The sequence below is a fragment of the Pseudomonas sp. PHC1 genome, from assembly GCF_046487845.1.
Lineage (GTDB): Bacteria > Pseudomonadota > Gammaproteobacteria > Pseudomonadales > Pseudomonadaceae > Aquipseudomonas > Aquipseudomonas sputi.
The window spans coordinates 365794-378618 of record NZ_JBJXHJ010000003.1 but is presented as its reverse complement, the minus strand read 5'-3'; the positions used below and the strand labels follow the sequence as shown (position 1 = coordinate 378618).

Sequence of the window (12825 nt, the reverse complement as noted above, 5' to 3'; positions counted from 1 at the left end):
TCCCTTGCTTTTGATGGAAATTGAGATGACCGACCAGACTACCCGCCTGCCGATCCGCCGCGCCTTGATCAGTGTTTCCGACAAGACCGGGATCCTCGAATTCGCCAGGGAGCTGGAAGCCCTGGGCGTGGAAATCCTTTCCACCGGCGGGACCTTCAAACTGCTGCAGGACAATGGCGTGGCCGCAGTGGAAGTCGCGGATTACACCGGTTTCGCAGAGATGATGGACGGTCGGGTGAAAACCCTGCACCCGAAAATCCACGGCGGGATCCTCGGTCGTCGCGGTATCGACGACGCGATCATGAATGAGCACGGCATCAAGCCGATCGACCTGGTAGCCGTCAACCTGTACCCGTTCGAAGCCACCATCAGCAAGCCAGGCTGCGACCTGCCGACCGCCATCGAGAACATCGACATCGGCGGCCCGACCATGGTCCGTTCGGCGGCGAAAAACCACAAAGACGTGGCGATCGTGGTGAATGCCAGCGATTACGCCAACGTCCTGGAAAACCTCAAGGCCGGCGGCCTGACCTACGCTCAGCGTTTCGACCTGATGCTCAAGGCGTTCGAACACACGGCTGCCTACGACGGCATGATCGCCAACTACATGGGCACCGTGAACCAGGCTGCCGAAACCCTGAGCACCGAAGGCCGCAGCGAATTCCCGCGCACCTTCAACAGCCAGTTCATCAAGGCCCAGGAAATGCGCTACGGCGAGAACCCGCACCAGAGCGCGGCGTTCTACGTTGAAGCCAAACCGGCCGAAGTCGGCATCGCCACCGCCACCCAGCTGCAAGGTAAAGAACTGTCGTACAACAACGTGGCCGACACCGACGCCGCGCTGGAATGCGTGAAGAGCTTCGTCAAACCGGCCTGCGTGATCGTCAAGCACGCCAACCCGTGCGGCGTGGCCGTGAGCCCGGACGCCGAAGGCGGTATCCGTCAGGCCTACGAACTGGCCTACGCCACCGACACCGAATCCGCGTTTGGCGGCATCATCGCCTTCAACCGTGAACTGGATGCCGAGACCGCCAAGGCGATCGTCGAGCGTCAGTTCGTTGAAGTGATCATCGCCCCAAGCGTCAGCGAAGAAGCCCGCGCCATTGTCGCCGCCAAGGCCAACGTGCGCCTGCTGGCCTGCGGCGAGTGGTCGGCCGATCGCGTTCCGGCCTGGGACTACAAGCGCGTCAACGGCGGCCTGCTGGTACAGAGCCGCGACATCGGCATGATCGGCGCCGACGACCTGAAAGTGGTGACCAAGCGCGCCCCGACCGAACAGGAAGTCCACGATCTGATCTTCGCCTGGAAAGTGGCCAAGTTCGTCAAGTCCAACGCCATCGTCTATGCCAAGAACCGTCAGACCATCGGTGTCGGCGCCGGCCAGATGAGCCGCGTGAACTCGGCGCGTATCGCGGCGATCAAGGCTGAGCACGCCGGTCTGCAAGTGGCTGGTTCGGTGATGGCATCGGACGCGTTCTTCCCGTTCCGCGACGGTCTGGACAATGCGGCCAAGGTCGGTATCACGGCGGTGATCCAGCCGGGTGGCTCGATGCGTGATGCCGAGGTGATTGCAGCGGCTGATGAAGCCGGCATCGCCATGGTTTTCACCGGCATGCGCCACTTCCGTCACTAATCAGACAACGGCCGCACAGAAGCCGGCATCTGCAGCGTTGGAGCCGACCTCGATGATGCTCATTGCCAAACGGCAACTCCGCTCACCGAGCTCGACTCCGCCTTGCATCTACCGACTTCATTGCGACCTTCTGGAGCGTGAAGCGCTTCAGGTTCTAAAACAGAATTAGCGTCATCCGAGGTTTTTGAAATGAATGTTTTGATCATTGGCAGCGGTGGCCGCGAACACGCCCTGGCCTGGAAAGTGGCTCAGGATCCGCGTGTGCAGAAGGTTTTCGTCGCGCCGGGCAATGCCGGTACCGCGATTGAAGCCAAGTGCGAGAACGTCGCCATCGACGTGCTGGCCCTCGAGCAGCTCGCTGACTTCGCCGAGAAAAACGTTTCCCTGACCATCGTCGGCCCGGAAGTGCCGCTGGTGGCTGGCGTCGTCGACCTGTTCCGCACCCGTGGCCTGGACTGCTTCGGCCCGACCGCCGGTGCCGCGCAGCTGGAAGGCTCGAAAGCCTTCACCAAGGATTTCCTGGCGCGCCACAAGATCCCGACTGCCGACTACCAGAACTTCACCGAGATCGAGCCGGCCCTGGCTTATCTGCGTGAAAAAGGCGCACCGATCGTGATCAAGGCCGACGGCCTGGCCGCCGGTAAAGGCGTGATCGTCGCCATGACCCTGGCCGAAGCCGAAGACGCCGTGCGCGACATGCTCGCCGGCAATGCCTTTGGCGACGCCGGTTCGCGCGTCGTCATCGAAGAGTTCCTCGACGGCGAAGAAGCCAGCTTCATCGTCATGGTCGACGGCAAGAACGTCCTGCCGATGGCCACCAGCCAGGACCACAAACGCGTCGGCGACGGCGACAGCGGCCCGAACACCGGCGGCATGGGTGCTTACTCCCCGGCTCCGGTAGTGACCGCTGACGTGCACCAGCGCGTGATGGACCAGGTGATCTGGCCGACCGTGCGCGGCATGGCCGAGGAAGGCAACGTCTACACCGGTTTCCTGTACGCCGGTCTGATGATCGACAAGGCCGGCAATCCAAAGGTCATCGAGTTCAACTGCCGTTTCGGCGATCCGGAAACCCAACCGGTGATGCTGCGTCTGCAATCGAGCCTGGTGCTGCTGGTCGAAGCGGCACTGGCCCAGGCGCTGGACAAGGTTGAAGCGCAGTGGGATCCACGTCCGAGCGTCGGCATCGTGCTGGCCGCCGGCGGTTACCCGGGCGACTACGCCAAGGGCGCGCCGATCAACGGTCTGGACGCCGCCGCTGCACTGGAAGGCAAGGTCTTCCACGCCGGTACTGCGCTCAAGGACGGCAACGTCGTGACGGCCGGCGGTCGGGTGCTGTGCGCCACCGCCATGGGCGCCAGCGTCGGCGCCGCCCAGGAGCAGGCCTACAAACTGGCCAAGGCCATCGACTGGGAAGGCTGCTTCTACCGCACCGACATTGGCTACCGTGCCATTGCCCGTGAACGCGGTGAGTCTCAGTAATAAGCTACGCTGTGTTTCCGGCAGGGGCTCATCGCCCTTGCCGGACTGTTCCGACGCTGCGCATCGTTATATTCTGGCATCAACCTACGAAGGGATTTCGCCGTGCGCTGGCTCAGGATTGCCATAGGCTTCACCGTCACGCTGTTGACCTTGCTCTGCATGCTCCCGGCCCAGGCCGCACAAGGCAGTGGCTGGTCGGTATTGCTCGACGATCAGGGCAACCTCCAGCTGAGCGACATCCGCTCCGCCCGCTACACCAATCAATTCAGCCCTATCGAGCTTGACCGCCTCACCGCGGCCGAACCCGATGGCGCCTTGTGGCTGCGCTTCAGGCTGGCGCCCGGCAAGCACGAGCAAGTGCTGCGGATCTTCGCCCCAGACCTGTCGCACCTCAATCTGTATGTCCTCGACGGCGACCGTCTGATCGAGCAACGCGACACCGGCACCGCTCAACCCCAGGTGGAACGACCGTTGCCGAGCAGCGACTTCATGCTGCCGTTGCCGCAGAGCGACAAGCCCCTCGATGTCTACCTGCGACTGGTCTCCGATCATCAGTTGCGCCCTTACATCACCCTGCAATCGGCGGTGATGGCCGCGGCCAATCACAACCAGACCCTGGTCTACGGCCTGCTGTTCGGCTGTCTGGCGATGCTGATCCTGCACAACCTGATCCGCTACGCCTACACCCGCTCGCGCAGCAGCCTGTGGCTGGCCGTCTGTGAAGCGCTGCTGAGCCTGAGCCTGTTGCTGCTGCTCAACCTCGCCGGGCCGTGGCTGCCGAACTGGCACGCGATCCAGACCCCCGGCGCCTATCTGGCGCTGCTGCTGACCGCACCGGCCGGCCTGATGTTCGCCTACCGCTTTTTCGCTCCGCTCGGCCCGCATCCGCTGAACAAGCTGCTGATCGGCGACATTCTGTTCATCGTGATCTGCAGCCTGTTGCTGTTGTTCGTCAACACCCTGCCGCTGAACATCATTACCTATGCACTCGTCGCCCTGGCCGGCCTGAGCATGTTGCTGGTGGGTTCCTATCACTGGCAAAAAGGCTACCGCCCTGCCCGGCTGTTCGTTGCCGCCATGGTGGTGTTCAACATCGGCACGCTGATCATCCTCCCGGCCTTGCTGGGTCTGACCCTGGTGGCGCCACAAGGCCTGATCATGACCCTGATGGGTTTCATCTGCATCAGCGGCCTGCTGATGAGCATCGCCCTGGGCGAGCGCCAGCGCAGCATCACCGAAAGCCGCTTCAGCATCAGCCGCGACCTTGCGGCGAGCAACGCCGAGATCAATGCCAAGGCCGAATTCCTGGCCAAGATCAGCCACGAAATCCGCACGCCGATGAACGGCGTACTGGGCATGACCGAACTGCTGCTTGGCACGCCGCTGTCGGTCAAGCAACGCGACTACGTGCAGACCATCCACAGCGCCGGCAACGAACTGCTGACCCTGATCAACGAGATCCTCGACATCTCGCGGCTCGAGTCCGGCCAGATCGAACTGGACGATGTGCAGTTCGACCTCAACGCGCTGATCGATGATTGCCTGAGTATTTACCGCGCCAAGGCCGAACAGCAGAACGTTGAACTGATCAGCTTCATCCAGCCGCAAGTGCCACGGGTCATCAGTGGTGACCCGACGCGCCTGCGCCAGACATTGCTGAGTCTGTTGGAAAACGCCCTGAAGAAAACCGAAGAAGGCGAAGTGCTGGTGGTGGTCGCCCTCGACGAACGCGGCGCCGGGCCACGCCTGCGCATTGCCGTGCAGGACAGCGGCCAGCCGATGGATCAGGAAGAACGCGACGCACTGATGCACGCCGAGTTGCACAGCAAGCACTTCCTGTCGGCCAACCGCCTGGGCGGCAATCTCGGTCTGGTGATCGCCCGCCAATTGATCCGTTTGATGCAGGGCGAGTTCGGCATCAAGAGCGGCGCCAGCCAGGGCAGCACGCTGTGGCTGACCCTGCCGCTGGACCCCGATCGTCTGGAGCACCCGACCTCGGACCTCGACAGCCCGCTGCAAGGCGCCCGCGTGCTGGTGGTCGACGACAACGACACCTGCCGCAAGGTGCTGGTGCAGCAATGCAGCGCCTGGGGCCTGAACGTCAGCGCCGTGCCGTCGGGCAAGGAAGCGCTGGCCCTGCTGCGCACCAAGGCACACCTGCGGGATTACTTTGACGTGGTTCTGCTGGACCAGAACATGCCCGGCATGACCGGCATGCAACTGGCGGCCAAGATCAAGGAAGACCCGAGCCTGAACCACGACATCCTGCTAATCATGCTCACCGGCATCAGCAATGCGCCGAGCAAGATCATCGCGCGCAATTCGGGGATCAAGCGCATCCTGGCCAAACCGGTGGCCGGCTACACCCTCAAGACCACGCTCGCTGACGAGTTGAACCAGCGCAACCGCGGCCAGGTGGTGTTCCAGCCGCAGCCAGCCAGCCCCGCTGCGCCGGTCAAGGTGCCAAGCGACTTCCGCATTCTGGTGGCCGAAGACAATACGATTTCCACCAAGGTCATCCGTGGCATGCTCGGCAAACTCAATCTGCAACCGGACACTGCCAGCAATGGCGAAGAAGCCCTGCAGGCAATGAAAGCCCAGCGTTATGACCTGGTGTTGATGGACTGCGAAATGCCGATCCTCGACGGGTTCTCGGCGACTCAGCAATTGCGCGCATGGGAAGTCAGCAACCAGCGCATCCGCACGCCGATCGTGGCGCTGACCGCGCACATCCTCGCTGAACACAAGGAGCGCGCGCGTCAGGCCGGGATGGACGGGCACATGGCCAAACCGGTGGAGCTGTCGCAACTGCGTGAGCTGATCGAACACTGGGTGGCGCAGCGCGACCAACAGAATCGCACCGCCTCAACGTTCTGAGCGGCGTTGCCGATCATGCGTCTCGCCGCTATTCAACAGCCATCGCCAAAACGTGAGCCGCATGCCTGTCCCTGACTTTCAAGGCGATGGCATCACGTACAGGCCCGTAGAGTGTTTCCGACAAACTGGCTTTGGCGTAGCGCAAGCAGACCGCTCCCTGTATGTCCCGTGCTTCGTAACGCTGGGCCAGCGGGTTGAGTTCGATAGACCCATTAGCCTGAAACTCAACATAGACGCTCGAAATGCGCATTGGCGTCGAGGCGATGATCGCTAGCAATCGAACGGGGCCGGCAGGGGCATGAGCCTCACCGGGTAGGGACATGTTCCTTTGTACATGGGCTCGCAGCAGCGCCATGACGGGTTCGGCTCCCGATAACTGAGCCAAACGCTGCAAGGTCGCCAACGCAGCACTGGCGTTTTGCGAATCACCTTTGGCAATAGCGCCACTGATCCACTCGCTGACGGATTCGACATCCCCCTCATTGACGGACCAGTCTTGTCGGGCGCGCGCGTATCGCAGCCAGTAGTCATCCATCAATTGGATGTAAGCGTCATACCAGTCGGTACCTTGCGACTTTTCGACTTTCTTGCTCGCGGCCAACTGCGCCAACAACACTGAGTTGACCAGATCGCTGTAACTATCCGCATCGTCCGCTGCCGGTAGCAACATCACGCAAGCGCCAACGATTAAAACCGAATAATCAAGTTTCATATCGTCCCCCCGTAGAAAAGGCGACCTGTTACGGCCGCCTTTTCACTCATCAAATGTCGATCTCGTCAATCTTGTCCTTGTGCGGAACCAACTTGTTCTTGATCAAATCACGAACACCATCAGCCACCAATGTATTTTTGGCAAATACCGTTTCACCGCGATACAACTTCACATTACGAATATCAACATCCACAAACATGACTTTGGTCGAGGTGTTCCGACGCAGGAAGCGCACCGCGCCGACCGCCATGATCGCTTCACCGTCGACTTCCACGCAGGCGGCGCTGGAAACACCACCGACGCCATGCTCGAGCAGATTGCGTTCGTAAACGGTCAGTGCTGCGGTGTCACGCTTTTGCAGGGCGGCAATGGCATCGCCCGCTACTTTCAGCATCAATGCGCTGGTTGGGCCAGGCAAGGCAACACCCGCGACGACCGAAGACAGAATCTCCAGAACCAGTTTGTCCATGCGAACACTGGTACCACCCACATGCAGATCGCTGTAGTAACGGCTGACGGGTGTCCAGCCTGCCATGGTCATGATTTCCCGGAAGTACAGGTACCATTCCTTGCCCTGAGATTCTTCAGGGTATTTTTTGTTTGCTGCACGCGTTGCGAATAAAAAAGCATTCTGCGCATCGGACTTGTTATCGCCAGTGAGTTTACTGGAGAAACCCAGCACGCCCTCACCGACGATGCTACCGCGCGACGGCGCTTCGACATCATCGCCGGAAATCTGCAAGCCACGTGGCTTGATAACCAGCGGGTCACCGATATCACACTCACCCAGCGTTTTAAGACAGGTGTTTACATAACTTTCACGAACAGCTTGATTATACATTCGACACATCCATTAGTTAGAATCACAAGCTCCTCATGAACTTGCCAAATAACAATAACCAAGCATCAAACAAACAACAAAGCAAAACATGTAACTTCATATCTGAACTTTTCACCCACTTAGCAACTTCAACACAAGTTAAATAAAACCTGATTAAAACCACGCTTCCAGACACAAACAACTAAACCACTGATAGACTCCACGTCGTCCACTCCACAGCGGCGAGTCGAAGCCATGCTCCATGTGTTGTTCAGCGTTTACCTGAAGATGCTTGTGCTCTACAGCCCGTTCTTCGTGCTGTCCTGCTTTATCAGCCTGACCCGTGGCTATTCGCGCAAGGAGCAACGACGCCTGGCCTGGAAAGTGGCGATCGCCACGCTGGTCTCCAGCGTTCTTCTGTATTTGTTCGGGCGAGTGATTTTCGATGTGTTCGGCATTACCGTGGATGCTTTCCGGATCGGCGCCGGCAGCGTGCTGTTCATCTCTGCACTGGGCATGGCGCAAGGCAAGTCGGTGGTGCAGACGGACAATGTGCAGCAGGACGTGACGATCGTGCCGCTGACCATTCCCCTGACTGTCGGCCCGGGCACTATTGGTGCGTTGCTGGTCATGGGCGTCAGTCAGCCCCACTGGGACGATAAACTCACCGCCATCATGAGCATCGCCCTGGCCAGCTTTACCGTGGGCGTCGTGCTTTATCTGTCGAACCGCATCGAACGGATCCTCGGCGATCAAGGCTTGCAGATCGTCAGCCGACTGATGGGGCTGTTCGTCTGTGCGCTCGCTGCGCAGATCATCTTCACCGGCGTGAAAGGCTATCTGGTGCCGTGATACCGGACCTGCAAAAAACACCGAAATGAAAAGCGGCTCCCGAGGAGCCGCTTTTTTTGCATCAACCTTTCGGTTTTTCGCCATACCAACGAGGCGTGTATACCCAGTCGCCTCCCGTTAAGCGGGGGAAGGTGCAGGTGGTGGATGAACCGATCAGCACCATGGTGCGCATGTCCACCTGATCCGGGGTCAACGCTCCCAGCGTAGTGGTACGCAGGGTCTGCCCCGGTCTGCCGATATCGCGACCGAGCACCACCGGCGTCTGCGGCGTGCGATGTTGGGCAACGATTTCCAGGGCTCGTCCCAACTGCCACGGACGGGCGCGAGAGATCGGGTTGTAAAACGCCAATGCCAGATCGGCCTCGGCGGCCAGGTCCAGGCGCTTCTCAATGATCGACCACGGCTTGAGGTTGTCCGACAGCGACATCACGCAAAAGTCGTGTCCCAGCGGTGCACCGGCCTGAGCGGCGGTGGCAAGTGAAGCGGATACTCCCGGCAGGATTTCCAGATCGACGCTGTGCCACGCCGGATCCGTCGACTCGTGCAACGCTTCGAGCACCGCCGCCGCCATGGCGAACACCCCCGGATCGCCGGACGAAACCACAATCACCGAACGGCCCTGTGCGGCCAGTCGAAAAGCGTGGCGGGCACGCTGCATTTCTTCGCGGTTGTCGGTGCAATGCTGCACCTGATCGTCGCGGAAGGGACCTGCCATGCGCACGTAGGTTTCATAACCCAATACGTCGGTGGCACGGGCCAGCTCGGCTTTCACCGCCGGCACCATCAGCTCGGCCGCGCCCGGACCGAGGCCGATGACGGCCAGGCGACCGCGTGGACGGCCGACCTGCGAAACATCCAACGGCTGTTCGGTCACGGCGATGGCAATGTCGCGGGATGTTGTGATGATTCGAGCGTCGGGAACAGCATCGCGAGCCAGCTCACCGATGTCACTCGCCGGCGCGACAAAGCGCAGCGGCACTCCCAGCTCGAGCGCTGCTTCACGCAACGCCGGGCTGGCCATCTGAACGTCCGCCGCCACCAGACAGGCCAGCGATTGAATCGCCACACCAGCCTGCCGCAACGCATCACGGATGGTGCCCGGCAGGTCGACCACATCAGCACCTACCGCTACCGCCACACTGCGTGGATAAATCAACAACTCACTGGCGCTCGCCGCACGAGCATCGCTGCCCACGTGAATCGAGCGCTGCGCCTGTGGATCTTCCGGCAGTTGCGCCTGCGCAAGCCACGGCGCAGCACCGTCGATGCGCACGCTGTGGCCGGCGAGCAGATCGGACACGAAGCGTTTGCCCTGCTCCAGATCGCCGAGGGCATAACCGCCGGGCGGGTTGAGCAGGCAAGTGCCGAAACGCAATTCGCCGCTGGTGGTGATCGCTGCGGCCACTTCAAGCGCCGCAGCCATCTCGCGGGCCATGACATTCACCCCGCCCAGACCGCCGAGCAGCGGCACCACGGCGCTGCCGTCTTCAGCCACGGCGAGCACCGGCGGTTCGGCGCCTTTCTCCAGCAACAGCGGCGCCAGTGTGCGGATGACAATGCCCGCCGCGCACAAGGCAATGATCGGCGTGTCCTGTTGATACAGCTCGCGCAGGGTCGCGCCGAATTCGCTGTAAGTCCGGTCGGCGCCTTCGACGCGCCCTTTCAGTCCGAGAACCTGCGCGCCCGGATAGACCTGCTGCAGACGACGGGCCGTGGCCAGCGCGCCCTGGCCGAGAATGACGATGGCCGGTGTGGAATGGGTCATCAGCCTTGCCACCGTTCGCCGGGCACAATGATCAGCGAGAAGTACGGCGACGACATCGGCTCGACCTCATCCAGCGGCACGATCTTCTGGTTGGCCATGGTCGCGCGCTCGACGTACAGTGCACGCTCGGCCAGGCCCAGCTCCGCCAACACGTCGCGCACTTTCGGAAAGTTGCGCCCCAGCTTCATGATCACCGCCGCATCGGCATCGGCCAGACGGCGCTTGAGCTCCTCATGAGGCAGCACGCCGGACAGCACCGACAGGCTCTGATTGCGATACACCAGCGGCGCGCCCAACACCGACGCGCCGCCCAGCATCGAGCAGACGCCCGGCACGACTTCGGCTTCGTAACGGCTGGCGAGGCGATCGTGCAGGTACATGTAGGAACCGTAGAAGAACGGGTCACCTTCGCAGATCACCGCCACGTCACGACCGGCGTCCAGATGCGCGGCCACTTCCTCTGCCGCGTCATCGTAGAAATCACTGATCACCTGTTCGTAGGACAGCGGCGCCGGCAGCACTTCGGTGGTCACCGGGTACACCAGCGGCAGCAGGTTCTGCGCGTCCTGCAGGTGCGCTTCGATGATGCCGAACGCGTTACCCTTTTTGCCCTTGGCCACGAAATACGCCACCACCGGCGACTCACGCAGCAGGCGCAGGGCCTTGACGGTAATCAGTTCCGGATCACCGGGGCCGACGCCCAGGCCGATCAGACGTCCTTGAGCCTGCATCATTCGATCTCCGTGGCGAGGGCATTGACCGCGGCGGCGGCCATGGCGCTGCCGCCGAGGCGGCCCTGCATGATCACGAACGGCACGCCACGGCTGTTGGCGGCCAGCTCGGCCTTGGACTCGGCAGCGCCGACGAAGCCCACCGGGAAGCCGAGGATCAGCGCCGGTTTCGGGGCGCCGGCGTCGAGCATTTCCAGCAGATAGAACAGCGCGGTCGGCGCGTTGCCGATCACCACCACGCTGCCTTCCAGATGCGGACGCCACAGTTCCAGCGCCGCTGCCGAGCGGGTGTTGCCCAGCTCGCGCGCCAGCTCCGGCACGCTGTCATCGCGCAGGGTGCAGATCACTGGGTTGTTGGCCGGCAGGCGCGCACGGGTCACGCCCTCGGAAACCATCCGCGCATCGCACAGGATCGGCGCACCGGCGGCCAGCGCATCGCGCCCGGCCTTGCCGGCGCCTTCGGAGAATTGCAGCCCGTCGATCGCCTCGACCATGCCGCAGGCGTGGATCACCCGCACCGCGAGTTTTTCCAGGTCGGCCGGGATGCGCGAGAGGTTGGCCTCGCTGCGAATGATCGCGAAAGAGTTGCGATAGATCTCCTGACCGTCGCGGATGTAATCAAGCATCAAGGGGGCTCCGTGAGCGGGCGGCGAGCAGGGTCGCGGCCACTTCGATAGTAAGGTTGTGAGCGTGCAGCGCGCCGAAACCCGGCACCGCTGCATCGCGAATATAGAGGTCGTAATGACCGGGGCTGACGGCCAGCAACGTTGCCGGAGCGTGGTGGGCGGCGGCGCAGGAACGCGGGCAGCCGGACAGGTGCACATCCACGGCGCGGGGTAACAGCGTCGCCAAAAGGCGGGCATCGTGTTTGGTGTCGGCCAGGCCTTTGCCGCAACCGTTGGAGCCAGTGCAGGCGATCAGGTGCGCTACAGGATTTTCGGCATGGGTCAGCAGGTTCAGCTTGCCCAATTCGTCGAGCACTTGAACCGCAGCGGTTTCCCGCACATTGGGCAGCAACAGACTCTGCCAAGGGGTGAAACGCAGGGTGCCGTCGCCGAAAGTTCTGGCCAGTTGCGCGGCACCACGCAGCATGTCCGGAGCGAGGCGACCGAGCGCCGGTGCAGCACCGACATAGACCTGACCGGCCGATTGCTGAGGGTGGATGCCGAGGTGCAAACCTTCCGGTCCGGCTTCGCGCGGCCAATCAGCGACGGCTTTCAGATTGATCCGCTGACCGAGTTTTTCCAGGAACACCGGCGCCGGACATTCATCCAGCAGATGGCGCATTCGCGTCTGCTCCGGCCGGGCCAGATCGAGGAACAGTTCCAGCACCGCCACCACCAGCGCATGCCCGTCCGCAAGCGCCACCGCAGCCAGCGGTCGATCCGTCGGGCAACCTGCCAGGCCGAATGCCAACAGCGTTTCCCCGCGCTCTTCGTATACCGACAACCACAGATCATGGGGATGTTCGAGCATCGCCAGCGCTTCACCGCCATCCAGTTGCACGGCGAACTTGGCGCTCAACTCGTGGAAACGCGGATGGCTTTGCAGGGTATCGAGAATCTGCCCGGCGAGCGTGCGGGTATCCAGGCGCATCTGCGGGTCGATCCCTGCAGCAGGGCTTAGCATCAGGTTGCGCACATCATCACCGGCGGCGGTTCGCGGCCCGAGGCCGGCGGCCAGCAGGCTGTCGATCAGCGCGGTGCCGTGCTCATCGATCCCGCGAATCTGCAGGTTGGCGCGGTTGGTGGCCTCGATCACGCCACTGGCGAAACGCTCGGCGGCATGCGCCACCACCTCAGCCTGATCGGCGCTGATCGAACCACCATTGAGTTTGATCCGGCAGATACCGCCATCCAGCGCCTGGACGATACGCAGCAACCCCGGACAAGCCGAGGGGCGTAGAGCTGTTGACATCGAGCGTTCGTTCAAGGGATGACCGGCTGGCTGGCA

General features: G+C 62.0%; 10 protein-coding genes. 4 read left to right on the top strand and 6 right to left on the bottom strand.

Annotated elements, in window-relative coordinates; genetic code table 11:
• Positions 1–25 precede the first annotated feature (25 nt).
• The 3 genes from purH to ACKJSM_RS06680 all read left to right on the top strand — a co-directional run bounded on the left by purH (position 26) and on the right by ACKJSM_RS06680 (position 5992).
• Positions 26–1633 carry a bifunctional phosphoribosylaminoimidazolecarboxamide formyltransferase/IMP cyclohydrolase gene (gene purH, locus ACKJSM_RS06690; protein WP_039772035.1) on the top strand — a complete coding sequence of 536 codons (1608 nt, stop codon included), beginning with the start codon at positions 26–28 and terminating at the stop codon, positions 1631–1633.
• A gap of 189 nt (positions 1634–1822) precedes the next feature.
• Positions 1823–3115, top strand: coding sequence for a phosphoribosylamine--glycine ligase (gene purD, locus ACKJSM_RS06685; RefSeq protein ID WP_410237018.1), 1293 nt, complete (start codon positions 1823–1825; stop codon positions 3113–3115).
• Positions 3116–3217: 102 nt separating this feature from the next.
• Positions 3218–5992, top strand: a complete 2775-nt coding sequence (locus tag ACKJSM_RS06680) for a response regulator (protein ID WP_410237017.1) — start codon at positions 3218–3220, stop codon at positions 5990–5992.
• Positions 5993–6020: 28 nt separating this feature from the next.
• On the opposite strand, the gene ACKJSM_RS06675 is transcribed toward ACKJSM_RS06680, so the two are convergent.
• Complete coding sequence (locus ACKJSM_RS06675) at positions 6021–6704, bottom strand: hypothetical protein (RefSeq protein ID WP_410237016.1); 684 nt, start codon at positions 6702–6704, stop codon at positions 6021–6023.
• Between the two features lie 49 nt (positions 6705–6753).
• Positions 6754–7545 carry a hypothetical protein gene (locus ACKJSM_RS06670; protein ID WP_410237015.1) on the bottom strand — a complete coding sequence of 264 codons (792 nt, stop codon included), beginning with the start codon at positions 7543–7545 and terminating at the stop codon, positions 6754–6756.
• A gap of 234 nt (positions 7546–7779) precedes the next feature.
• On the opposite strand from ACKJSM_RS06670, the gene ACKJSM_RS06665 reads away from it, so the two are divergent.
• Positions 7780–8376, top strand: a complete 597-nt coding sequence (locus tag ACKJSM_RS06665; RefSeq protein WP_064593220.1) for a MarC family protein — start codon at positions 7780–7782, stop codon at positions 8374–8376.
• Positions 8377–8437: 61 nt separating this feature from the next.
• Here ACKJSM_RS06665 and cobJ read toward each other — a convergent pair whose 3' ends face one another.
• From cobJ to cobG, 4 genes are read right to left on the bottom strand one after another with little or no spacing between them, the layout of a single operon-like run.
• Positions 8438–10141, bottom strand: coding sequence for a precorrin-3B C(17)-methyltransferase (gene cobJ / locus ACKJSM_RS06660; protein WP_410237013.1), 1704 nt, complete (start codon positions 10139–10141; stop codon positions 8438–8440).
• Positions 10141–10875, bottom strand: a complete 735-nt coding sequence (locus tag ACKJSM_RS06655; RefSeq protein WP_410237012.1) for a precorrin-2 C(20)-methyltransferase — start codon at positions 10873–10875, stop codon at positions 10141–10143. The genes cobJ and ACKJSM_RS06655 overlap by 1 nt, the downstream gene beginning before the upstream one ends.
• The gene (locus ACKJSM_RS06650; RefSeq protein WP_410237010.1) at positions 10872–11498 is read right to left on the bottom strand and encodes a precorrin-8X methylmutase; all 627 of its coding nucleotides are present in this window, start codon (positions 11496–11498) and stop codon (positions 10872–10874) included. Before ACKJSM_RS06650 ends, ACKJSM_RS06655 begins: the two co-directional genes overlap by 4 nt.
• A complete protein-coding gene (gene cobG, locus ACKJSM_RS06645; protein ID WP_410237009.1) occupies positions 11491–12789 on the bottom strand; it encodes a precorrin-3B synthase in 1299 nt (432 codons plus the stop codon). The genes ACKJSM_RS06650 and cobG overlap by 8 nt, the downstream gene beginning before the upstream one ends.
• Positions 12790–12825: the final 36 nt, after the last annotated feature.

Coding starts and splice junctions, on each gene's coding strand:
- ACKJSM_RS06665 (WP_064593220.1), top strand. CDS start 7,780: ATGCTCCATGTGTTGTTCAGCGTTTACCTGAAGATGCTTGTGCTCTAC.
- ACKJSM_RS06650 (WP_410237010.1), bottom strand. CDS start 11,498: ATGCTTGATTACATCCGCGACGGTCAGGAGATCTATCGCAACTCTTTC.
- ACKJSM_RS06655 (WP_410237012.1), bottom strand. CDS start 10,875: ATGATGCAGGCTCAAGGACGTCTGATCGGCCTGGGCGTCGGCCCCGGT.
- ACKJSM_RS06675 (WP_410237016.1), bottom strand. CDS start 6,704: ATGAAACTTGATTATTCGGTTTTAATCGTTGGCGCTTGCGTGATGTTG.
- cobJ (WP_410237013.1), bottom strand. CDS start 10,141: ATGACCCATTCCACACCGGCCATCGTCATTCTCGGCCAGGGCGCGCTG.
- purH (WP_039772035.1), top strand. CDS start 26: ATGACCGACCAGACTACCCGCCTGCCGATCCGCCGCGCCTTGATCAGT.
- cobG (WP_410237009.1), bottom strand. CDS start 12,789: ATGTCAACAGCTCTACGCCCCTCGGCTTGTCCGGGGTTGCTGCGTATC.
- ACKJSM_RS06670 (WP_410237015.1), bottom strand. CDS start 7,545: ATGTATAATCAAGCTGTTCGTGAAAGTTATGTAAACACCTGTCTTAAA.
- purD (WP_410237018.1), top strand. CDS start 1,823: ATGAATGTTTTGATCATTGGCAGCGGTGGCCGCGAACACGCCCTGGCC.